The organism is Butyrivibrio sp. AE2005, assembly GCF_000686965.1.
Classification (GTDB): domain Bacteria; phylum Bacillota; class Clostridia; order Lachnospirales; family Lachnospiraceae; genus Butyrivibrio; species Butyrivibrio hungatei_A.
Map to the genome: position 1 here is coordinate 1 of NZ_JMMD01000029.1, position 25,230 is coordinate 25,230.

Annotated in this window: 19 protein-coding genes; all 19 read left to right on the forward strand. The window is 40.0% G+C overall.

The annotated features are described in order from the left end of the window. Positions 1-4,105: RHS repeat-associated core domain-containing protein (locus tag DL92_RS0113650; RefSeq protein ID WP_026668037.1), on the forward strand; the 4,105-nt coding region annotated here is incomplete at its 5' end. Next, positions 4,102-4,566: a hypothetical protein gene (locus DL92_RS0113655; protein WP_026656633.1), complete on the forward strand. Its 465-nt coding sequence runs from the start codon at positions 4,102-4,104 to the stop codon at positions 4,564-4,566. The genes DL92_RS0113650 and DL92_RS0113655, both read left to right, overlap by 4 nt. A gap of 23 nt (positions 4,567-4,589) precedes the next feature. After that, positions 4,590-5,006, forward strand: coding sequence for a hypothetical protein (locus DL92_RS0113660; protein WP_026656634.1), 417 nt, complete (start codon positions 4,590-4,592; stop codon positions 5,004-5,006). 409 nt (positions 5,007-5,415) lie between these two features. Next, positions 5,416-5,841: a hypothetical protein gene (locus DL92_RS19405; protein ID WP_185750465.1), complete on the forward strand. Its 426-nt coding sequence runs from the start codon at positions 5,416-5,418 to the stop codon at positions 5,839-5,841. A 353-nt stretch (positions 5,842-6,194) separates the two neighbouring features. Continuing rightward, the gene (locus DL92_RS0113670) at positions 6,195-7,403 is read left to right on the forward strand and encodes an ATP-grasp domain-containing protein (protein ID WP_026656635.1); all 1,209 of its coding nucleotides are present in this window, start codon (positions 6,195-6,197) and stop codon (positions 7,401-7,403) included. Further along, complete coding sequence (pseF, locus tag DL92_RS21765) at positions 7,400-9,322, forward strand: pseudaminic acid cytidylyltransferase (RefSeq protein WP_081816914.1); 1,923 nt, start codon at positions 7,400-7,402, stop codon at positions 9,320-9,322. The genes DL92_RS0113670 and pseF overlap by 4 nt, the downstream gene beginning before the upstream one ends. Before the next feature lie 20 nt (positions 9,323-9,342). Further along, positions 9,343-10,410, forward strand: a complete 1,068-nt coding sequence (gene pseI, locus DL92_RS0113685) for a pseudaminic acid synthase (protein ID WP_330371119.1) — start codon at positions 9,343-9,345, stop codon at positions 10,408-10,410. A 38-nt stretch (positions 10,411-10,448) separates the two neighbouring features. Further along, positions 10,449-11,534 carry a UDP-2,4-diacetamido-2,4,6-trideoxy-beta-L-altropyranose hydrolase gene (pseG, locus tag DL92_RS0113690; RefSeq protein ID WP_026668039.1) on the forward strand — a complete coding sequence of 362 codons (1,086 nt, stop codon included), beginning with the start codon at positions 10,449-10,451 and terminating at the stop codon, positions 11,532-11,534. Continuing rightward, a complete protein-coding gene (locus tag DL92_RS0113695; protein ID WP_026668040.1) occupies positions 11,531-12,592 on the forward strand; it encodes a glycosyltransferase family 2 protein in 1,062 nt (353 codons plus the stop codon). Before pseG ends, DL92_RS0113695 begins: the two co-directional genes overlap by 4 nt. 3 nt (positions 12,593-12,595) lie before the next feature. Then, positions 12,596-13,672, forward strand: coding sequence for a glycosyltransferase family 52 (locus DL92_RS0113700; protein WP_026668041.1), 1,077 nt, complete (start codon positions 12,596-12,598; stop codon positions 13,670-13,672). Between the two features lie 73 nt (positions 13,673-13,745). Beyond that, positions 13,746-15,512, forward strand: a complete 1,767-nt coding sequence (locus DL92_RS0113705; protein ID WP_026668042.1) for an ABC transporter ATP-binding protein — start codon at positions 13,746-13,748, stop codon at positions 15,510-15,512. 69 nt (positions 15,513-15,581) lie between these two features. Further along, the gene (locus DL92_RS0113710) at positions 15,582-16,760 is read left to right on the forward strand and encodes an acyltransferase (protein ID WP_026668043.1); all 1,179 of its coding nucleotides are present in this window, start codon (positions 15,582-15,584) and stop codon (positions 16,758-16,760) included. Continuing rightward, positions 16,754-18,532: a hypothetical protein gene (locus DL92_RS0113715; RefSeq protein ID WP_026668044.1), complete on the forward strand. Its 1,779-nt coding sequence runs from the start codon at positions 16,754-16,756 to the stop codon at positions 18,530-18,532. Before DL92_RS0113710 ends, DL92_RS0113715 begins: the two co-directional genes overlap by 7 nt. A gap of 1 nt (position 18,533) precedes the next feature. Continuing rightward, the gene (locus DL92_RS0113720; RefSeq protein ID WP_051199169.1) at positions 18,534-19,031 is read left to right on the forward strand and encodes a GtrA family protein; all 498 of its coding nucleotides are present in this window, start codon (positions 18,534-18,536) and stop codon (positions 19,029-19,031) included. 32 nt (positions 19,032-19,063) lie between these two features. Beyond that, a complete protein-coding gene (gene rffA / locus DL92_RS0113725; RefSeq protein WP_026656644.1) occupies positions 19,064-20,200 on the forward strand; it encodes a dTDP-4-amino-4,6-dideoxygalactose transaminase in 1,137 nt (378 codons plus the stop codon). Between the two features lie 18 nt (positions 20,201-20,218). Further along, positions 20,219-22,003: a hypothetical protein gene (locus tag DL92_RS0113730; RefSeq protein ID WP_026656645.1), complete on the forward strand. Its 1,785-nt coding sequence runs from the start codon at positions 20,219-20,221 to the stop codon at positions 22,001-22,003. Between the two features lie 2 nt (positions 22,004-22,005). Next, the gene (locus DL92_RS19415) at positions 22,006-22,542 is read left to right on the forward strand and encodes a GNAT family N-acetyltransferase (protein ID WP_051199168.1); all 537 of its coding nucleotides are present in this window, start codon (positions 22,006-22,008) and stop codon (positions 22,540-22,542) included. A gap of 40 nt (positions 22,543-22,582) precedes the next feature. After that, complete coding sequence (locus DL92_RS0113740; protein ID WP_026656646.1) at positions 22,583-23,533, forward strand: glycosyltransferase; 951 nt, start codon at positions 22,583-22,585, stop codon at positions 23,531-23,533. Continuing rightward, complete coding sequence (locus tag DL92_RS0113745) at positions 23,520-25,184, forward strand: DUF6020 family protein (RefSeq protein ID WP_026668045.1); 1,665 nt, start codon at positions 23,520-23,522, stop codon at positions 25,182-25,184. Before DL92_RS0113740 ends, DL92_RS0113745 begins: the two co-directional genes overlap by 14 nt. Positions 25,185-25,230 lie beyond the last annotated feature (46 nt).

Here is a 25,230-nt window from a genome sequence, read left to right on the forward strand (position 1 = left end):
AATTAATCCAAAAGGAATTACATCTATCACAAATGAGTATGATGAGCAGGGAAGAACAGTAAAGCAGAGTTTTCCTGACAATACTGTGATGACATATGAGTATGACGACGAGAAGAAGATAACGGTTGCTACAGAGCAGAACGGCAATAAGGTTACTTACACGCATGATGATTTCGGAAGGCATATAGAGACAGCCTACTATGACGGCAAGGAAACTTATTCATACAATGGCATGAATCTTAAAACAAGTATTACCGATAAGAACGGCAATACGACCAAAATCGCTTATGATAACAGAGGTCATGTAACCCAGGTTATTGATGCGCTTGGAAATAAGACCAACATTACCTACAGGGCAGACGGAAAGCTTCATACCGTAAAAGGACCAAGAGATGACACATACAAATATTTTTACAACAAAAACGGCACAATAAAAGAGATTGCAGCTCCCGGAGGAAACGCCCTTATATTTGCATACAGTGAAGGAAATATAAAAGCAATCTTTGATGATAGAGGAATAGGACCAAACTTTACTTACGATGACAGAGGGAATGTCGCTACAGTAACAGATCCTGACGGAGTAAAGACGAGCTATAAGTATGACGAACTTAATAGAGTTATTTCTTCCACGGCAGCAGACGGAGCCACAACATCATACGAGTACGACAACGCTGACAGGATCGTAAAGACAACAGATGCCCTCGGAAATACAAGGGAATACGGATATGATAAGTCAGGAAAAGTGACTTCTGTTAAAGAAGTTGACGGAACACAAAAAAACTTTGACATTAACATTATGGGAAGGGTTTCAAAGGTAACCGACGAAGAAGGAAGAAGTACCGAAATAACCTATAATGCGATGGGTAAGCAGGAACTTGTAACACTTCCAAACGGCGGCCGGATAAAGTATGAGTATGACCCTCTTATGAGACTTATTAAAGTCACAGATCCCGAGGGAAGAACAACAGGCTATGATTATGATAAGAACGGAAATGTAACGGCTGAGTATCTTGGCGATATCAGAATAAAGAGCTATGTTTATGATGCCCTTAACAGAGTCACGGAAGAGACAGATGCTCTCGGTCATAAGACAGGCCATACATATGACGAAGCAGGTAACGTTACGGAAGTTACAGATACTCTCGGAAATGTTTCAAAGCGTGAGTATGACCTTTTAAACAGAGTGACAAAGGAAACGGACGCTCTTGGAAATGAAGTATCTTACAAATACACCAAAATGGATCTTATAGATTCAATCACTGATGCAGCAGGAAAAGTGCGTAAGTTCACATACACAGAAGGAAAAAGACTTACAGCAGTAAGCTTCTGTGGCGTAACAGAGCAGGAACTTACATACGATGGAGCAGGAAGAGTTAAGACAAGAAAATTTGCTGACGGTTATGAGATTGATTACGGCTATGATGTTCTTAGCCGAGTAAATAAAGTAACAGGCTCGGATGGAAGATGTGTTGAATATGAGTATGACGCACTTGGAAGAGCTACAAAGGTAATTGACGGGAATAGTACAACTCTTTATACATATACAGCTACAGGGCGTCTTAAGAGCGTAGTAGATGCTCTTGGAAATGAGACAGCATATACTTATGATGCCCTTGATAATCTTAAGAGCGTGCACAGGGCAGAAGGGCTTGTAAGCAATGAAGAGAAATCAGGAGACGTATTCCCTACAGTTGGTAAAGACGGACGTGTAACAATCTATTCATATGATCTTTCGGGTCAGCTTACGGAAGTAACAGATGCTCTTGGTCAGAAGGAAACTTATGAGTACGATCAGTATGGACGCCTTAAGACAAAGACTGACAGGGATAACTATGCAACAACATATGAGTATAATAATGCCGGTGGAGTAACAAAGGTAGGATATGCTGACGGAAGAAGTGTTGCATTCTCATATAACGAGCTTAACCAGTTAAGTCAGATAAATGACTGGTACGGAAATACAATCCTTGAGAACGATATCCTTGGCAGACTTACAAAGGTAACAGACTTTAAGAACAGGACTGTAGCTTATGAGTACGGCGCTACAGGTGAGAGAACAAAGCTTACATATCCTGATGGAAAAGTGGTTTCTTATAATTACGACAATAAGCTTCAGCTCAGTAGCGTAATCGGAAATGGTGAAGAGACAACATATGCTTATGATGAAATAGGCCGACTTGTAAGCAAGAACTTCGCTAACGGCGTAAGCCAGGCTTATACATACATGCCCGGTGGAAATCTTGAAAGTATGACAAGTACCGATAAACAGGGCGTACTTGATAAGTATTTCTATTCATACGATAATTCTGGCCTTATCACTGGTATCGATAGAAACAGACGAGGTCTTGAAAAGGTATCTGGAAGATATGAATACAGCTATGATGCTATCGGACGTCTTACAAAGACAACGCACGATGGAATAACAAAAGTTTCCTACGAATACGATGCATTTGGCAACAGAACAAGTATGTCTGAAACAGAGACAAAGACATCTTATACATATGATGTTCTTGACAGACTTGTAGAAGCTAAGGAGCTTAATAACTCTCAGGCTATCCTCAAGACCTACGATTACGATAAGCGTGGCAACCAGACAAGAGAGTTCATAGATGGTCTTTTACAGAAGATCTTTACTTTTGATGCTACAAATATGCTCTCAAAGGTAGTTGATAAGGATAAGGGCGAACTTGAGAACCATTATAACGGACTTGGATTCAGAGTAGAATCCACAAGACCTGAAGAGAAAATCGAGTACCTCTGCGATCTTTCAAAGGATTACTATAACCTTCTTGAGAGAACAGTGAACGGTGAGACAGAGAGTTTTGTTTATGATAATAATGTGATCTCTATGTCAAAGCAAGGTAATAATTTCTATTACCTTCAGGATGAACTTGGATCACCTATGTACATGACAGGTACAGACGGAATGGCTGTAAGCTCATATGCTTTTGATGACTTTGGAAGAAACATAGATCCATTCACAGGAAATAGACGAGACAAAAATCAGAAGCATGCTTACACGACAAACGGAAACATCATACAGCCGTTTGCATTCACAGGCTATCAGGAAGATGAAGTGTCGGGATTAAAATTTGCACAGGCAAGATTTTATAGTGCTGATAATGGAAGGTTCCAGTCTGAAGATAATGTAAAGGGGTTCATTGATAGCCCGTTTACAATCAATCATTATGGCTATTGCTGGAGCAATCCGGTGAATCTTGTTGATAATGATGGAAATGAGCCTAGTTTTATTACTAGGGTTGCGGCTGAACTTTCTATTGGAGCTGTTAAAGCATGGGATGCCGCTAACAATCTACAAAACTCTATTAATAGTGTGCAGGCAAGTTTAAATAATAAAATTGCATCAACGAGCGTTGGAAAGTGGGTTAATGATAATAAGGAAGTGGCAGGCGCTATTGTTTCGGTTATTGGTGTTGGAGCAGGGGTTGGTTTGTCGTTTATAAATCCAGCATTAGGTGGCGCGGTTGGAGGCGCATTAGTTGATTTAGGAACACAAATAACTCAAAATGGTACAAACGTTGACTGGGTGGAAGTCGGAGTATCTGCAGGTGGAGGTGCATTAAGTGGAATGCTTGGAGATGCTACTTACATTAAAAATGCGGGTAAAGCTGCAAAAGTTATAAATCCATTATTACGTATTGGAACTACAACGGGGATGGATACTGCCACCAGTTCTGTAATAGATTTTTGGAAGGGGGAGTTTTCATTTTCTAAGAGTTTACAAGATGGAAAGCGTTTTTTGATAACGAATGGAGTTGCTGAAGGGGCTGCTTTTGTGGCTTCAGCAGGAATTAAGTTAAAGAATATTGATTTGAAAAAGCAAAAAGGGTATATGGATTTAATGGAGGATATTGAGAATGCACAAGCAAACTTACAGCGTGCACGATTAAAAGGGAAAAGTAAAGCACGTATTAGAGCTTTAGAGTGTGAATGGCGCCAGTTGAGTAATAAGCTGACTAAATGGGAAGCAATTAATATGGCACCTGCAAGAAGAGCAGGAAAAGTCTTTACTGATTTTTTAATAAAAGGATTATCCGATACAGAAAATGCGTATTTGGATTGGCAGGAGGCTTGTGAAGGATGAAAAATAAAGCAATAGATTCCTTTAAGGTTGTATTAAATTGGAAAGGGATATTTGAGGCGGTTACCTGTGTTTTTGGAATTATGATGTGCTTAATGTTGTTCCTTTGTTTGATAGTAGAATATATTAGAACAGGCGAAAACAGTATAGGAGTATATATTTTATTATTTATGCCTATCGCGTTGATTGGAGTTATATTTTGGAAATTATCGCATCTAATATCAGATAGGATAATTGTAGACAATAATAAGATAGTTATAAAAAGAGCATTTAAGAAGAAACAAGAGATAACTCCAAATGAGATTGTTTCCTATTCTAGTACTATAGAAACTGCAAGAATGAATAGGTATAGTGAAATAGCAATTAAGTTTTGTGATAGTGAATCAATTTATATAAGTAATGGAACATATAAGAATTATGATCTTTTATTATATTATCTTTCTAAGAATTGTCCGCGAAAATAAACTGTTTTGAGAGTGTTGATATAATGGGAACAAAGATATATAAAGAACGATTTAAAAATAAGATGCTTCTAATCCTTATGGCACTGCCGGCAGGTTTGGTGACAGTATCAAGAACTTTCATTATAAGAGACATAAGTATCAAGGAAAATTTTGGCACGATTTTTGTTGTGACAGTGTTTGCTGTATTGATATTGTTGCTGGCTTGCCTATTAGGGATAAAAAGGATAATAATCAATACTGATTATTTTGTCGAAAAGAAAATAATAGGTGAAAAGCGTTTCTATTACGATAGAATAGAAACTTGCTTTTATGACAGTGTCCAAGATAGCATATGCGTGATTAATAAAGGTAAATCAAATAAGATAAAACTTGAAAATTATGATCAGAGTTCTGAGATTCTTAGTGAATTACAAAAGCATATGAGTATTGAGATGATATGATGATTTATTTTATAAGTTAAAAGAAGATGATTCAGTTGCTAAAATTTGATGTAATAAAATAGAAATTGGCTTTTATAACAGTACACATGATTGCGTATTTAAAGTAACTGAAGAAAGTGAAAGTATTGTAGTGAGTAACGTTGTTGAAGAAGTGCAAATGAATAAACTCACACAATATCATAAAGAAGGCGTATTAAAATTTATAGAGCTGGTTAATGGGACAAAATACTAGAGATGACTTTTGCCAAAAAATAGGTCTGAGGATAACAAAAAACAGATTGTGGAAATTATTATGATACGTTTGAATTCCAAAATATTTACATCATATATTATACTTTCGTTTCTTTTTATAATAATAGATTTGCTAACATTGATATCTGTCGAAAGCAATAGACTTGAAGAATATATAATGACGGATGCAATAGTGCTGGTGCCAATAGTAATTATGGGGATGATATTTTGTAAAAAGGATATAGCGGAATTTAAGTTTAATCTTTTCTTGGGAATAGATTCGGTTTTGTTTTGTATATTGTTTCTCTTTATTTCATATCACCAAACGACAATGTACGATATCGAAAATTATATGCCTGTCATTGTGATTTTAATGATTGTATTCTTTATGGTCGGAGCTGCTTTAGGTCATTTCAGAGTAGGGAATAACTTATATATGGAGGCAGGTGGAGGCGTAGTTATAGGAATAAGTGCGTTGGGGCATATTTATGCTAAGTATTTCATCAAAAATGTCAATTTTACATTGTTGATATGTTTATGTGCATTAACCTATTTAATGGTTTTTGCTGTTGGATATCAGTTTGGGAGTAAAGCCGGTCGGTGAGGATGATTAAGTACCGGCTATTACACAGTGGAAGTATATAGCTCATAAAGCGATTTTTCACACCATTTATGTGAGTTGTAACATTCAAGAGTATAAAAAAGCGGAAAGATTTATTCTGTCTCGCTCCAACTGTTTGAGCCCATTTATGGGCGAGTTTTGGAGCGAAGAATAAATCTTTCCGCTTTTTTATGCATTGAATGTCAACGAGCATAACAGGTGTGAAAAATCGCTTTATGAGCGCATACCCCCACTATGTAAAGCCCCCCATTTTTTTGACCTTTGCCCCGCCATATATTATAATCAATACGTCTAAATATGCGCGATTTAGCACCTTTTGAAGGAGGCGTAAACATATGACAGCAGCAGTAATCGGAGCAAGCTCCGAATCAATTTATGTGATAAATAAGGCAAAAGAGCTGGGCCTTAAAGTGATAGCTCTTGACGGAAACCCGGAAGCACCTGGTCTTAAAGCGGCCGATGCTTCCTTTGTTGTAGATATAAGAGATCCGCAGAAGGTCTTTGAGATATTGGATAGGGATGGAAATAAGCCTGACGTGGTTCTGCCTGTTCCAATCGGTAGATATCTGACTACGACAGGTGCCGTTAATGATAAATATAATCTTTGCGGTGTTTCTTTTGATGCGGCAAATGTATGCACGGATAAATACGAGTTTCATAAGATACTCGCGGAAGAAGGACTTAGAAATGCAGAACTTTACCTGATTCCGGCAGGAGAAGAAAATACCGATATTGATGAGATTAACACGATTTATCCCGTGATAGTAAAACCCAGATTTGGATCGGGAAGCCGCGGAGTAGAGATGTTCAATACTCCACAGGAACTTAAAGAGAAATTCCTTTCAGGTCAGCCCTACGATGAGGATTATTGCGTTGAGACCTGTGTTCAAGGAACCGAGTACGGCGTGGACGGAGTTTTTGTGGACGGAGAGTTTAAACTTATTCTTCTCAGAGGAAAAAAGAATACCCCGCCACCGTACAGAGAGTGCATCGGATATTATTCCGTTATCGAAACCGATAAGAATGCAGAGTTTTTCAAAAAGACAAAAGAGCTTATCGCCAGAGCAGGAGATGCGATAGGCTTTAAGAGCAATATCATTCACGCGGACATAATCAAGGACAATGACGGTAATCCCTTTATAATTGAAATTTCCGCAAGACCTTCGGGACATAACCTTCATAACCTTTTCACACCACTTGCAAGCGGTGTCGATGAAGTCACGGAGTTTATTAAATTTGCAGTTCCTGCGCTTGATAAATCATATTCTTTTGAGCCTGATGTGGAAAAGAACATGCTCATCAGATATTTTGATTTTGAAAATGTCAGAGTTAATAAAGTTCCCGATGAGAAGGAGCTTTTCAAGAAATATCCGTTAAAGGCGTGGTGCTGTAATCTCAAAAAAGGCATGTTTCTTGGGAAAGTCACGAACGGAGCTTCAGTCATGGGAAGAGGATATTTCTGCATTGAAGCGGATTCGCCATTTGAACTTGACGGATACGCAGATGCAATACTTAGTGAATTTGAGCTGGAGGATAACAGATGAGCTCTGTTGCGATAATTACCGCAAGAGGCGGAAGCAAAAGAATACCGGGCAAGAATATAAAGAATTTTTGCGGAAAGCCAATAATTGCTTATTCAATAAGCGCTGCGATAGAGAGTGGTGCATTTGATACGGTAATGGTGTCTACGGATGATGAGAAGATAGCTGAGATAGCGAAGGCAGCAGGTGCCGAGATTCCTTTTTTCAGATCTGACGAAACAGCAGGTGACTATGCGACAACCGATCAGGTTATAGCGGAAGTACTTAATACATATAAGGAAAACGGAAAGAACTTTGATAAGTTCTGCTGCATATATCCAACGGCTCCATTCATAACGGCTGATAGGCTAAAAGAAGCGATGGTTAAGCTTGATGAGCATGAGTCGGTAACGCCTGTTTGCCTGTTTTCATATCCTCCGCAGAGAGGTTTTGTTGTGGAAAACGGCAGACTTGTGCGGAGATATCCTGAATTTGCCACGGTGAGATCTCAGGATCTTGAGAAACTTTATCATGACAGCGGCCAGTTCTATGCTTGCAGAACTGATGCTTTTTTTAGAGACGGAACAACAGATGTGGACGATATGGTTCCGATCATTCTTGATGAGGACGAAGTTCAGGATATAGATACTCCTAAGGATTGGGAGATAGCTGAGGAGAAGTTTAAGAGGCTTTGCGCCGAGGGAAAAAGAAGTCTGACGGCAAAGGATTCTTTTTCCAAATTTGATGATACGGCTCTCAAAACTCCGTATTACAGAGTTGACGAGAGTAAACTAGATGCGGATATTGAATTGCTGAAAGGCGCTTTGAAGAAGGGATGGAATAATTACATCTGTTCTTTTTCCGTAAAAACCAATTCACTTCCCTGGCTCCTTAAGCACTTTAAGGATAACGGCTTTTATGCGGAAGTGGTATCAAAGGAAGAGTATGAACTTTCAAAAAGGCTTGGATATAGACCAAATCAGGTGATATTTAACGGACCGATCAAGGATAGAAGCGCATTTGAAGAAGTGCTCCTGGGCGGCGGAATAGTTAATCTTGATTCAAACTATGAACCTGAGTGGGTAAAAGAGATCGCTGCGGCAAATAAGGACAAGAAGCTCAAAGTTGGGCTTAGAGTAAACTACGACCTTCAGAAGCTGATACCGGATGAGGTTTTGGCAGATGAAGAGGGCAGCAGGTTCGGATATTGCTACGAAAACGGCGCGCTTAAGAACGTGATAGAAAAGCTTAAGGAAAACGCAAATGTTGAGATAGCGGGGCTTCATCTTCATTCATCGACAAAGTCCAGAACAATCAATGCATTCAAAGCACTAGCAAGAGTGGCAGTGATAGTAGCAGATGAGTATAATCTCAATCTTGAATATGTCGATATGGGCGGCGGCTACTACGGCGGAGTAAAGGGAAAGCCTGACTTTAGGGATTATGTTCCGGCTATTGCGGAGGTTCTTTCTGAGAAGTTTGATGTGAGCAAGACAAAGCTCATTATGGAGCCCGGAGTTTCCATGGTCTCATCAAGTTTTGATTTTGTGACAAGTGTTATTGATACAAAGCAGGTCAGAGAGCACACTTACGTGGTGATAGACGGAAGCAGAGTTAACTTGAATCCGCAGGTCACAAGAAGGGTGTATCCTCACAGACTTGAATATAAGAATGATGAGAACAGAGAAGTTATCTCTACGCAGATGATATGCGGCGCAACCTGTATGGAATACGACAGATTGTTTCCGGCAGATAACGAGCGTAAGCTTGAGCCGGGGGACAGGGTAGTCTTTACAAATGCAGGCGGATACACGATTTGCCTGACTCCTCTGTTCATACATTATTTTCCGGCTGTCTATGTAAAGAAAAAGGACGGAAGTCTTTTTGTTGCAAGAGAGCCTTGGACAAATGATGAGTACATGGCAAAAAACAGATTTGAGTAATTTTTTGGAGGACATAGGAAATGTCTATGTTTGAACTTAACCGGAGGATCAAGCTCGCAGATCACTACATCGGAACTGACGATCCAGTCTATATTATTGCTGAGATGTCAGCCAATCATCTGCAGGATTATAACAGGGCAATAGAGATAATCCATGCTGCAAAAGAGGCAGGTGTTGATGCCATAAAGCTGCAGACTTACACGGCTGATACGATAACAATCGATTCTGATAAGAGCTATTTTCAGATTACGGGCGGAACTATCTGGGACGGTACAACTCTTCATAAGCTTTATGAGGAAGCATACACCCCTTGGGACTGGCAGCCAAAGCTCTGCGAAGAGGCAAAAAAGCTGGGACTTGATTGCTTTTCATCCCCTTTTGACAGCACGGCTGTTGATTTCATGGAAGAGATGGATATGCCCGCATACAAGATCGCTTCTTATGAGATAACGGATATTCCGCTTATCAGGCAGTGCGCATCAAAGAAAAAGCCGATGATCATCGCTACTGGAGTGGCAAGGGAGAGCGACATAAGGCTTGCAATAGAGGCGTGTCTTGCAGAGGGAAATAAGGATGTAATTCTTTTGAAATGCACATCCGCTTATCCAACGCCATATGAAGATGTAAATCTTAATATGATACCGACGCTTGCACAGGAATACGGCTGTGTTATGGGACTTTCCGATCATACTATGGGAAGCGCGGTTGCGGTAGCTTCTGTTGCGCTCGGTGCAAGAATGATAGAAAAGCATCTCACACTAAAGAGAAGTGACGGAGGTCCTGACGGAGCTTTTTCAATGGAACCGCAGGAGTTTGCGGAGCTTGTAAAGAATGTGAGAATGGTTGAAAAAGCTCTTGGAAGCAAAGAATATAAGCTTACTCCCGTTCAGGAAACAGAGCGAGAAGGAGCAAGATCTCTTTTTATTGTAAAAGACATCAAACAGGGCGAAGTGCTTACTTCTGAGAATATCAGATCGATCCGTCCGGGTAACGGGCTTCCGCCTATAGAATATGACAATATTGTCGGAAAGAGAGCTTCGCATGACCTGTACAGAGGCGAACCGCTTAAGTACGAAGATTTTAACTAAGGATATGAACTGTTTATGTTTAATGCCGGGAGGACAGAATGGGAAAAAAAGTCTGGATCAAGGCAAACGGTAACGGAATAATAGCGACAGGACATATACGCAGGTGTATGACAATCGCAAAAGAGCTGTCGGATCTTGGGGCAGATGTGGAGTTTATCTTATCTGACGAAAGCAGCGCGGATCTTTTAAAGACCTTGTCTGAGGAGGACGGAGTTTTCTACAATGCAACGATACTTCACTCTGTTTTTTCGGATTCACTAACGGATTTTCCTGTAATGGACGAGATGCTCAGAGATGAGAAGCCGGATTTTTTCCTAATAGATTCATATTTTATGACAGAAGAGTATTTTAATCTTCTGAACGAGTCTATAAAAGAGAACAGTCCAAGCACGAAGACCGGCTATATTGACGATCTTTGCAAGTTTGACTATCCGGTTGACATGGTTGTCAATTACGATCTGATCTTTGATGAGAACATGTACAGTGCACCTGTAAAACTTCTGGGTGGAGAATATGCACCCTTGAGAAAACAGTTTTCAGACATTGATTACAATGTAAAAGATATTGCGGGAAGAGCATTTCTTTCTACGGGAGGAACAGATCCTTATCGCGTTATCGGAACTATGCTTAAGAGTGTTTATGAAGAGCGGGAAGTTGGCAGTAATGTGCCGTGTTTTGCGACGGATATTTCATGTGATGTTATAGTGGGAGCTCTTTTTGAAGACGATTACAAAGAGGAACTAAAAGAACTTGCCGGTAAGCATTCGGAGATTACACTTCATGAATACGTGACGGATATGTCGGAAATTATGGAAAAAGCTGATTTTGCTGTAACTGCAGGTGGGACAACGCTTTACGAGTTGTGTGCGATCGGCGTTCCGACAGTAGTGTTCAGTATGGCAGACAATCAGATGGAATTTGTAAAAGGCTTTGACAAAGTCGGAGCGGCCAAATACGCGGGAGATGTGCGCGAGGATGACAAGGTGCTGCGCAAGATTGTGACCTGGGGCGTTGCGTCAGTGGATAATAAAGCTTTTAGACAGAAGATGAGTGACTCGGCCCGAAGCATAGTCGGAAGAGACGGGGCCAAAAAGATAGCTGAGGCAATTTTGGAGCTTACATGAAAAAACTGAGTATAATAGTGCCTGTTTACAACATGGCAGCTGACGGAAAACTTGATTATTGTTTAAAGAGTCTTGTGGCACAGACGCTTGAGCCCAAGGACTTTGAAATTATAGCGGTCGATGACTGCTCGACGGATAATTCTTATGATATACTTCTTGATTACAGCAAAAAGTATCCGGATAATTTCATTGCCATAAGGTCCGAAGTTAATCACCATCAGGGCGGAGCCAAGAATATCGGACTTGCCGTTGCAAAGGGCGAGTGGCTTGGATTTATAGATGCCGATGACTGGATTGTTCCCGATTACTACGAAAGGCTTATTAAGAAGGCCGAAGAGACGGGAGCTGATATGGTCGGATGTGACTACTGCTTTGTGGATAAACATACCTTCGAAGTCGGAAAGGTAGTCCACAACAACAATTTTTCCCAAACAGGCGTTATGGATAAAGAGCGCTATAAGAACCTACTTATAGAGACAGGAAGTCTTGTTGTAAAGGTTTATAAAAGAGAGATCATAGTCGGAGATTATATTCCGGGAACAAAAGAAAAACTGGATGTTTTCCCCGAAGATATTTTTTACGAGGACAATGCGGTAAGTAATACCTGGATGATAAGGTCCAAGCATTTTGAATATATTGAAGAGCCGCTTTATTTTTATTATCAGCACAATGCTTCGACGGTTCACAGCATTTCCGAGAAGAACCTCGAAGACCGAATGACCGCCGGAAGACAGATACTTACGGAAGCTAAGGAAAACGGCTACTTTGATGACTATAAAGACGAGATTGAATTCCAATACACCGTGTTATTTTATGTGAACACACTTTTTTCCGTAATGCCCAGGAAATCAGGGATTAAGAACAGCTACGGCTTTGCAAAGAAGCTTGCAAAAGAGATGAAAGAGACTTTCCCGGGGTTTCAGAAAAACAAATATTATATTGAAAAAGTCCATGCGGAAGAAAAGAAGCTTATTAAGATGCAGATGAAGTCACACCTTCTGTTTTATATTTATTACAGACTGTTGTGGTTTTACAGAGATCTAAGGAACGGAAGATAAGAGATGTTCGATAGAATTTATGTCTGTCACACTTTTTACCATGTGTATGTGGCATGCTTAAAAGAATTTTATATTGCTGACGGCGGAAAAGCTTCGCTTGTTCTTTCCAAGATGTCCAATAAATTCGGAAATATGGTGGAGAGAGCGAAGAAGAGCGATATCTTTGAGGAAGTTTTTGAGTACGATGAGAAGGAAGACACTTTTTTTCCTGAGCTAAAAGCGCTTAAGACTGATTCGGGTAATATCGCGGCGAACATGATAAAGAGAATGAAGTTCTGCAGGAAATTCGGCAAGCTTCAGGAGAAGTATATTCCGGTTGATTTCAGGGAATACAAGGATATATATGTTTTCTGTGATTCCGATCCGATAGGCTATTATCTTAACTACAAGAAGATAAGATATCACGCCGTTGAGGACGGGCTGGACTGCATAAGATATTATGATACGGCCCGTTATGATAACAGAGGTCATTTTAAGATCAAAGCATTTATCGCATCTCTGGGACTTATTCATATCCAAAACGGCTACGGAAGATATTGCATAGACATGGAAGTTAATAACATATCGGTGCTTCCTTACCCTTGTAAAAAATATGTCGAACTTCCGAGGAAGATGCTCACGGACAGACTTACTTCGCAGGAAAAAGAGAAGATGCTGGAACTCTTTGTCGATGATATTAAGGGACTTAGGGATAAGCTCTTTAAGGAAAAAGACGGAAAGACACTTCTTGTTTTGTCAGAGCCTCTGTGCGATCTGGAGACCAGAGAGCGTATATTCAGAGACATTATTGACGCCTATGGTAATATAGATGGAAGGGATGCTGTGGTAATGATAAAACAGCACCCGAGAGACTACCTTGATTATAACAAGGCGTTTCCCGATGCGATCGTGCTTGACGGATCTTTCCCTATGGAGATGCTTAACTTTATAGAAGGACTCTCATTCGACAGACTTGTGTCGGTATATACTGTTGTTGATTCAATCAATTTTGTAAAAGAAAAGCATTATCTTGGGGATGATTTCATGGATAAGTATGAAGCGCCCGAGATACACAGGCAGAATGAAGCGATAACAGATTGAAACATGACTTTTTAGAAGTCTTTTGTTCAAAAAAGTCATAACGTAAATAAATCGGAAGGATTTAATTGATTTTATGCGTAAGATTTATAAGAAACTGATGCTGTTGCTTGATGCAAGACAGAAAAAGCAGATGGTTGGCATTGTTTTCATGATGCTTATAGGAGGAATACTTGAAGCATTAGGAATTGCTCTTATCGCTCCCATCATGGAAATTTTGATAAGGCCTGATCTTATAGATAAGAGTGAGAAACTCTCATATGTATATTATACGGTTTTTAATCTTGGCGGAGCTGAGGATGGCCCCAGAGTGTTTGTTGCAATCATAATGGTGATCATGATAATTGTTTTTGTTGTAAAGAACATTTTTCTTTTCTTTATGAACAAAGTTCAACTTAAGTTCGTATACACAAATCAGTTTGCAACTTCAAGAAGAATGATGATCAATTTTATGCAGCGTCCTTACGAGTACTATTTAAATGCAGATACCAGTGTTATCCAGAGAAACATAACGTCTGATGTAAATAATATGTACGGGCTTATTCTGAGTTCTTTGCAGCTTATAAGTGAGATTATTGTTTTTGCTTGTCTTGTTATTATGCTTTTGACTCAGGATGCTGTAATGACCGTTTCTATAGCATCGCTTCTTGTGGTTGTGCTTCTGGTTATCAAGTATGTTATTAAGCCTGTTATGACAAAAGCGGGAGAAGAAAATCAGGATTATTACAGCGGGCTGTATAAGTGGATTGATGAATCCGTCACAGGAATAAAAGAGATAAAGATTGCCAATAAAGAAAACTATTTTATTAACGGATATGCAAATTGTGGCGCAGGATATGTCAATGCGGTTCAGAAGTACAATCTTTACAATTCAACGCCCAGACTTTTGATTGAGACTATTGCTATTGCGGGAATGCTTGGATATATGTTGTTTGCAATGGCTTGCGGAACAAATGATGCAACATTGTTTGCTCAGTTTTCTGTTCTTGGTCTGGCCGCAGCACGTCTCCTTCCAAGTGCCAACAGAATAAACAATTACCTCACAAGTATCGCCTATTTTGAGCCTTTCCTCATGAATGTAAGCGACAATCTTCAGGAGGAGATCAACGACAGCTCAATTTCATATAACAGCGATGATTACAAAAAGAAGCTTGAAACCAAGAAGCTTCCCGTTAATAAGACCATTTCACTTAAGGATATCACTTATAAATATCCGGGTGCTGACAGATATGTACTTAATCATGCGGATATGGAAGTTCCTGTCGGAAAGTCTGTAGGTATCGTAGGTACATCAGGTGCCGGCAAGACTACGATCGTAGACGTTATGCTGGGACTCCTTAAGACAGAGACCGGACACATCTATGCCGACGGCGTTGACGTAATGGAGAACTACAGCGGATGGCTCAAGAATATTGGATACATTCCGCAGACAATCTTTATGATAGATTCAACAATCAGAAAAAATGTTGCTTTCGGCTATGCCGATGAAGATATTGACGATGCCAAAGTTTGGCAGGCGCTTAAAGAAGCATCACTTGATGAATACGTTAAGTCTCTTCCCGAAGGTCTTGATACCAAGATCGGTGAGAGAGGAATTCGTCTTTCCGGCGGACAGAGACAGAGAATCGGTATCGCGAGAGCTCTTTTCGAAGATCCGGAGGTACTTGTTCTCGATGAAGCAACTTCAGCTCTTGATAATGAGACTGAGGCAGCTATCATGGATTCAATAAACAAGCTCCATGGAAGAAAAACACTTGTTATTATCGCGCACAGACTTCAGACAATCGAGAAGTGCGATATGGTTTACAGCATTAAAGATGGCAAAGCTGTCGCAGACAGATAAAGGCAAATTAGCAATCGGCAGGAGCAGTAATATGACCGGTTTGACTATGGAAATATAAACGGAGGTGCAATGGACAGTCAGAGTATTACGAAAAAAAAGAGGGATGCGAATATCGAACTTCTCAGAATCGTAGCCATGCTTATGATCATCACTCTCCATTTTAATAATCAGTCAAAAGCACTGCTTGAACTTGGAGAGCCTGCTTCTAGTGTGCAGATTTTTGCAACGATACTTGAAGCCATTGCCATCACGGGGGTTAATGTCTATGTGCTTATCAGTGGATACTATCTGTCTTCTTCGAAGGTGAAATTCAGTAAGATATTACTCCTTATTTTGCAGGTTTATTTCTATACACTTCTTATTTCAGGCGCAATGATGTTTGTCGGAGCATATTCTGTTAAGCCTGAAGATAAGCTTGACAGAGCTTTGAGATATCTTTTCCCGATATCTAGCGAGCATTACTGGTTTGTGACGGCGTATGTGATCATGTATGTGCTGGCGCCTGTTATGAATGCAGCGGTAAATACTCTTAAGAGAAAACAGCTTAAGACAGTCATAATAGGACTTCTTACGTGGTTCTGTTTTATCAAGAGCATTGTTCCCGCAAAGTTTGGCACTGACAGAATGGGATATGACTTCGGATGGTTCATTTGCCTGTACCTTATCGCGGCATATATCAGGAAATATAATGTTGTCCTTTTCCGCGATGCAAAGAGAAGTGCGCTCGTTTATCTTGTATCGGTTATTGTTATAGCTGCGATCGGCTTTATTTTTTATAAGATCAATTTTGATACGACTACAAGAATTTATTCTGAGGAAATAGGCGATTATATATATAAAGGCAAATTCCAATATTATGCGGGAGTTCCTTGCCACTACAATTTCTTTTTTGCCCTTACCGGAGCACTTGGACTGTTTTCAGTCTTTAGATTTATGCGGTTAAAAGAAAATCTTTTTGCCGAGGTGATCAGGATAATAGCGCCATATACTCTTGGCGTGTATCTTCTTCACATGCACTTTGAGATTGCGGACAGATGGGTTGAGTGGATAGAGCAGATTATCGGAGAGACTCCGCTTGATAATGTTCTTACATTCTTTATTCATCTGGTTATTTCTGTTCTTATGGTGTTCTTCGCGGGAATCTTTGTGGACTGGATCAGAAAATATATTTTCAATTTCATCGGAAGAGTGCTTGGTGATACAGGTTTATTCAGACTGATAAAACGTGTGGATGATGACTTATGTTAAATGATATCAGAAGCTATTTTATGAAATTAAAGGGATTTAGGCAGCCGCTGGAAAGATATTTCTTTCCGGTGGTATTGTTGTTATATCCCTTTTTTGGTATAACCAGGGGACTTGATATTGTTGATACCACGTACAACCTGGGAAATTATGAGTTTATGAGAAGTGTTGATCCGATGTGGCTCTTTTCAACATTTCTTTCAAATCTTGTCGGAAGTATCATCATGAAATTTCCGGGCGCCGGAACCATGCTTGGATTTTCTGCCTATTGCACTTTCATAATCAGTGCGATGGCGCTTGTGTCATATTATTTGCTTCAGAGGTGGATGCCGGGATGGATGATATTCGTTGGGGAACTCATCGCTGAAAGCCTTTGCTGGGCGCCGAGAGTGATCCTGTACCATTATCTCCCGTATCTTATGGTGACGCTGGGGACTCTTTTTCTTCTCCTTGGTATTTTTTCAAAAGAAAGACAGAACATTTTGTTGTTTGCGGCAGGAGCGTGTCTTGGTCTTAATATATTGATGCGCTTTCCGGCTATTCTTGACTGCATGCTCATTTTGATCCTGTGGTTCAACTCGTTTATTTCAAAAGAGAAGTTTGCTGATGCCGCGAAAAAGACAGGCGTTTGTATTGCGGGCTATGCTGCGGGTTTTGGAGTGCCGCTGCTTCTTATTTCGCTGATATACGGCTTTGATACATATCCAAATGCGATAGGTAAGCTTTTTGCCATGACCGGCGAAGCAACCGATTACTCGTCGGGTGGAATGCTTGCGGATATTTTTGAGGCATATACGCATACACTTGGAAACATGCTCATAATGATCCCGTGCATTATCGCAGGCATCATCATGTTTCGTGTGGCAAAAGAGAAATATATATTACTTAAAAAAGCTTTATACGTGGCAGGGCTTCTTTTACTTGCTGTGTACTATGTAAAAAAAGATGTATTCTCAAGAAACTATTATTACTATGAATCAATGTTCCAGGCGGCAATGATGCTTTTGATAATAATCGTTATCGTTACGATCGCGGGAGCATGTGGATTTCTTAAGGGTGGGAATGAAGAAAGAACGCTTTCGTGTGCGGCTCTTATGTTGATAATTATTCTGCCGATCGGAAGTAATAATCGAACAATGCCGCTTGTAAACTGCCTTTTCCTCGTTGCGCCGATTGGATTGTGGATAATACAAAGATTTATGCAGAGGTTTGTGGATAATGAGTGGAATTTTGCATGGCAGGCGATGATAACTGGAGTTATTGTTGTGCTTCTGGTGCAGGGAGCGATTTTCCATGCAAGATTTTCTTTTGCAGATCATAATGAGGCTACACCCGAATTAAATCTGGACACTAAGGTTACTGATATTTCCAAAGCAAACGGACTTGTGACAACAAAGGATAATTACAATTCGCTTTCTGAACTAAAGACCTGTCTTGAGGACAATGGGCTTATTCAGGGTAAGGCATTACTCTTTGGCAATGTTCCGGGGCTTTCGTATATTTTTGATATGGAACCTGCTATAGATACGACCTGGCCTGACCTTGACAGCTATTCAATCAACAGTTTCAGAGACTCGCTTGATAAGCTTAATGCGTCAGATGATCCGAAGCCTGTTGTGATAATCGGAAAACTTGACGAGGTCATGCTTGATAATCCCAATATTAAAGCTAAAAATGAGATGTTATTGGACTATATCGAAAAACATGATTATAATATAATCTTCGAGAGTGAGAATTTCGTAGTATATTCTGCTCAGAATGAAAGTGAGGAATAAAATGGACGGTTTTAATGAATCTGCATTGGGAAAGTGGCTTGAGGGACATAAGCTTCTTTATCAGATATTCAAATTTGGAATAGTAGGAGTTGTGTGCTTTTTTATTGATTATCTTGTAGGGCTTATTGCAATGAACATTATTGTTGCAATATTCGGTAAGGACAGCTTCGAGGTGGCATCTCTTATCGGATCTGCACTTGGCTTTATAGTATCTGTTATTGCAAATTATGTTCTAAGCTTTAAGTTTGTATTTGAAAGAAAAGAAGATCTTGACAGAAAAGCAGAATTTGTAGCTTTTGTCATTCTTTCTCTTATCGGCATGGGAATAAACAGTGCTATCATCTATCTCGGAGTAAGCTACTTCTACAAAAATATTGCATGGCTGAACGCACATGTGGGACATAATCTTATGTATACCATATCAAAGATTTTTGCCACTGCAATTGTAATGGTTTATAATTTCATAACAAGAAAAATCTTTCTTGAAAAGAAGGATTAAGGACAAGGACTGGGGAAAGAAGGTTACATGCTATGCGTATAAATTTCAATGTGCCCCCTTATACGGGCAAAGAATTCGAATATATAAAAGAGTGCGTCGAAGCACAGAAAATCTGCGGAGACGGTAAGTACACAGAGCTCGATAATGAGTGGATTGAGAAAAAGACGGGCGTTTCAAAAGCACTTCTTACCACATCATGCACACATGCAACCGAGATGGCTGCAATTCTTGCGGGAATAAAAGAGGGCGATGAAGTTATCATGCCTTCTTACACATTTGTTTCAACTGCAAATGCATTTGTTCTTAGAGGAGCTAAGGTCGTATTCGTTGATATCAGGCCCGATACCATGAATATTGATGAGAAGCTTATCGAGCAGGCAATAACACCTAAGACAAGAGCCATCGTACCTGTGCATTACGCGGGTGTCGGATGTGAGATGGATACCATCATGGATATCGCTAAGAGACACAACCTTCTTGTTATTGAAGATGCTGCTCAGGGCGTAATGTCTACATACAAGGGAAAAGCACTTGGCGCAATCGGTGATTTCGGTAACTACAGTTTCCATGAGACTAAAAATTACAGCATGGGCGAAGGCGGAGCACTTCTTTTAAGAGATGAGAAGTATGTTGACGATGCCATCATCATCAGAGAGAAAGGAACAAACCGTACTCTCTACAAGCTTGGTAAAGTTGACAAATACAGCTGGATAATGCCCGGATCATCATTCCTTCCGAGTGACATGAACGCTGCATATCTTTATGCACAGCTCAACATGGCGGATGAGATCAACAACGACAGATTAAAGAGCTGGAACAGATATTATGAGGAACTTACACCCCTTGCAGAAAAAGGGCTTATAGAGCTTCCTTATATTCCGGAAGAGTGTGTTCATAATGCGCACATGTTCTATATTAAGTGTAAAGATTTTGAAGAGAGAAAGGGACTTATCGGATATCTTATGTCCAACGATATACTTCCCGCTTCTCATTATGTTCCTCTTCATTCCTCAAAAGCAGGAGTTAAGTACAGTGTATTTAGTGGAGAGGACAAATATACAACCAAGGAGAGTGAGAGACTTCTCCGCCTTCCCATGTACTACAAATTATCAGAAAACGATCAGGAAGAAGTTATTGCAAGGGTTAAGGAGTATTACAAATTTAACTGATAAAAAACGGAGCCCGGTATGAAAAAAACTAAAAATACACCCAATTTTATAATTTCTTTGGTTTTGATACTTATTGCAGTTCTTTTCATGGGATTTATCGGAGATTACTATTTTGATCTAAATGATGATGTTCTGATGAAGGACATGCTTTCGGGAGCATATACGGGTGCTCCCGAAGCTCACAATATACAAATGCTGTATCCGATAAGCGCTTTTATCTCGATGTTCTACAGAGTGGTAAGAGGCTTTGACTGGTATGGTATTTTTTTGTGCATTTGTCAGTATATGTGCGTGTTTCTTATCTCCTACAAAGCGCTTCAGGTATGCCCGAAACTTAAGCATAAGATCCTGGTGACGTTGTTTGTGCTGTTTTTCTCAATTGGAGTGATAGGCGCACATTTTCTTTTTGTTCAATATACATTTACATGCGGCCTTTTGTCTGCGACTGCGGCATTTCTTATTCTTACGCATGAAAAAGAAGTTGATAAAAACTTTGGCATTGCTTTCTGGCTTATTCTGACAGCGTTTCTTTTAAGGTCTGAAATGCTTCTTTTAACGCTTCCCATGGTATGTGTGGCCATCTTTATAAGATGGATGCTGAATATGAACAAAGAAGAGTTTTTGGACTGCCTTAAGCTGTTTGGCGTTATCGTTGCGGCACTTGCGGTTGCAATGGGCATACATAAATTTGCGTTTTCGTTGCCCGAGTGGAAGGAATATAACGACATTTTTGATGCAAGAACGCAATTGTATGATTTTCAGTACGTTCCTGAATATGAGGCAAATAAGGATTTTTACGACAGTATTGGCATTGATAAGAGTGAGTATGAGCTGATCACGTTTGAAAACTATAATATTGGTTTGGACGATGAGATAGATGCAAAGGTATTAAACGAAGTTGCGGAGTATGCAGATAAGTTAAGATCCGATGAGGAGCCTTTTGCTCAGCGATTGAAGGCTGCATTTTCCAAGTATATATACGGACTTCATAATTTCAGTATGCCGCAGAGCTATGAGATGGATTCGGAGAATTATTGTCCTTGGAATCTGATAGTGATAATACTTTACCTCGGAGTTCTTATTTCCTACATGTTTCCAAGACAGGACAGCAGCAAAAAGGAAACTCTCCGCGTAATTGGCGCGCTTGCTTTGTTGTTCATGTGCAGGACAACTCTGTGGATTTATATCATAATGGGACGCAGAGTGCCTATAAGGATCACACACCCGCTTTATCTTATAGAGATACTGGTGCTGTTTGCGATTCTCTTAAGACGTGCGGGTAAGAGCAGCGTTTTGCCGTACAAGATAGTATTCGTAATTATGATGATTTCTCTTTTATTTGTTCCCAATCAGAAAAAGGTGATCGATTCGGAACTTCATGCAAGGGAGCTTATGCGAAAGCACTATGATGCGCTTTATGACTACTTTGCCGAAAATAGTGACAATTTTTATTTTATTGATGTGTATACATCCATTTCATGCGAAAATGATATGGAAGAAGGCGAGGCTACATTTTCGGAGAAGCTTTTTGACAGAGTTAATAATGACTACGCAAACCATGATCTGCTGGGAGGATGGGGAGTAAAGAGTCCTCTTACGGTGAAGAAGCTTTCAAGAGCCGGCTACAGCGATATGCAGTCGGGACTTTTGGCACAAAATGCATATATGGTCCAGACACAGTCGGATGAAGACGGAATTGACTGGATAATTGATTATTACAGAGATAAAGGCATAGAGGTTACGGTTGACCGCGAGACAATTATAGATGATGCTTTTGCAATATACTCGGTCAGGGAGAAATAATTATGGAAAGAGGAACACAGGGCTTTGTAATCCGCGGAGAAAAGGTATCTCTAAGAAAGATTACCTTGGAAGACACAGATCTTATCGTAAAGTGGAGAAATAACGAGAGAGTCAGGAATAATTTCGTTTTCAAAGAAGTGTTTACAAAAGAACTGCATGAAAACTGGTTTAAGACAAAGATTATGACGGGACTTGTTGAGCAGTTTATTATCTGTGAGAACGATAATGACAACAAACCCGTTGGAAGCGTGTACTTTAGGGATATCGACAAGGAAGAAAAATCTGCGGAATATGGCATATTTATCGGTGAGGATGACGCGATAAGCAAAGGCTACGGCAATGAGACCGCGGTTCTTGCGCTTACGTATGCCAAAGAGACCATAGGGCTTAAAAAAGTTTTCCTTAAGGCATTTGCCTATAATGAAGTTGCAATAAAGAGCTATTCAAATGCGGGATTTGTAAAGACAAAAGATCTTGCGCAGGTTGAGTGCAGTGACGGTCAAAAAAGTGATATGATACTTATGGAAAAAATGTTATAAACAGCGTTTTCACACATAAGTCGAAAGGTTTTAGATAAGAATGCAGAAGAAATCAGTAAGTTTCATAATCCCTTGCTACAGATCTGAGAATACTCTTAGTGAGGTTGTGGATGAAATTGTAGATACAATGAAGGATTCCGACGAGTATATCTATGAGATCGTGCTTGTAAATGACGGATCTCCCGACAATACATGGGGAAAGATAGGTGAGATTGCAAAGAAGCATTCCGACATTGTTACGGGAATAAATTTTGCCAAGAATTTCGGACAGCATGCTGCTCTTATGGCTGGACTTAACGCTTCTCAGGGCGATTATGTAATATGCCTTGACGATGACGGCCAGACCCCCGCAAGTGAAGTGTTTAAGCTCCTTAATGCACTCAGAGACGGCGCTGATGCCGTATATGCGAGATATGCGCACAAACAGCACAACAGCTTCAGAAATTTCGGAACGGCTATGAATGAGTGGATGGCGGAAGTGATGCTTGGAAAGCCAAAGGATCTCTTTGTGTCCAGCTATTTCGGAGTAAGAAGATTTGTTGTTAACGAGATGATAAAGTATGACAGCTCTTTTCCCTATGTTATCGGACTTGTGCTTAGGACGACAAGCAATGTTGTAAACGTTGACGTTAATCACAGAAAAAGAGAAGTCGGACAGAGCGGATATAATCTGGGAAAGCTCTTTATGCTGTGGATAAACGGGTTCACGGCGTTTAGTATTAAACCTTTGAGACTTGCGACTATGGTTGGATTTATTTTGTCCGTACTTGGATTTTTGTTCGGTATTTATACGATTATTTTGAAATTTGTTTATCCGTATGCATCAAATTATAAAGGATATTATGCTCTTATGTCCGCGTTAGTGTTTATCGGTGGAATGATACTTTTTATGCTCGGCATGGTCGGAGAGTATGTCGGAAGGACATATATTGCACAGAACAAGAATCCTCAGTATGTAATTCGAGAGACAACACGTGATGATAAAGAGTAATATGGGGCCTGAAAATAATAATCAAAAACAGAACTTAACAGCCTGGCTTATGTCAGGCTTATTTGGCATTTTATCGGGTATTTTTCTGGTGTTCGGATATCAGCTTGAAAAATATGATAATGTGAACTTTAAAGATGCCGGAACTTATGCTCTTATTTTGTGTTTTGCGTTCATTCTTACAATAGATGTATATTACGTCTGGAACAATTATGACGGGGCAAGGCAGGGGAAAAAACTCTTTGGCTTTGTGACTATTAGTGGCAAAACAGAGCCGAATGAGGATAAGAATTTCATGTTTAAGAGCTGGGCAGCCATGGTAGCTCTTAATACTATCGTCATTCTTGCTGAGTTTCCGGGGTTTTTTGTCTATGATGCGCAGGATGAACTTAATGAAGTCCTTACCAGAACATTTTCGACGCATCATCCTCTTTTGCACGTGCTTCTTCTTGGTGGCACGATAGCAATCTTTCATAAACTCACAGGTAGTTGGAACGGCGGAATATTTATATATACATTTTTTCAGATGCTCGTGATCACGCTTATCCTTTCGTATGTCATGGATCATCTGAGGAAAAAAGGAATCGGAAAGCGTTCGCTTATAGCATGGACGCTGTACTACGGAGTGTTTCCGGTTATTGTTATGTACAATCTTTGCTCAAGTAAAGACGGGCTTTTTACTGCATTTTTGTTATATGTGACATTGTCACTTATAAAACTTGTTGAGAACAGGGAAGCCTTTTTAAAGAGCAGATTTTCTGTTATAAGCTTTGTCATCGCGGCTGTTCTCATGCCGCTCTTTAGGCACAACGGATTTTATGCTTATCTTGTGTTTTTACCTTTTGCATTTATATATTTCAGAAAAGAGCTTACGAAGCGGTTGGCACTTGTTCTGACCGTGCCGGTAGTGGCATATCTTGTGATAAATACTGCTCTCGGAGCAGCTTTTTCCTCGAAAGGAACCGATCATCAGGAGATGCTTACGGTACCTATAATGCAGATGGCAAGGGTGTATACCTATGAAAAAGATTCGATGTCACCTGAAGATATCGATACGCTCAAGGCCTATATACCGGAAGAAAATCTTGCAAATTATACGCCACGCGTGTCAGATCTTGTGAAGTATGGTTTTAACAACGAATTATATGAAAAAAACAGCGGAGATTTCTGGAAGCTCTGGGCAAAGCTTGGTGCGGGACATCCGGCTGCATATCTGAATTCATGGTTTCTGACTTCTTATGGATACTGGTATCCGCCGGCACTTATCAACGTATATAAGGGAACATCGGTATTTACTTTTACATACACCGACAGTTCGTACTTTGGCTACGAAGTTGAGCAGCCGGGAAAGCGGAACAGCTATATTCCTGCGATAGACAAGCTATACAGATATATATCCATCGGAACATTCCATAAGGATGCACCGGTATTGGCACTGCTGTTTTCACCCGGATTTTGCATGTTAATATACCTTTTTGTTATGTTGTATCGCTTATCAAAAGGAAAGTTTGGCAGAGTCCTTCCGTTTTTACCGTTAATACTGACATGGATGACGGTTCTTTTGGGACCTACATATCTTGTCAGGTACGTGGCAATATTGTGGTATGCATTGCCACTGTTATTTGCACCTTTAAATGATGTCTCACAGGCATAGTCTGTTTGATTAAGGGGGGCAGGTATGATAATATTTAACTTGGCTT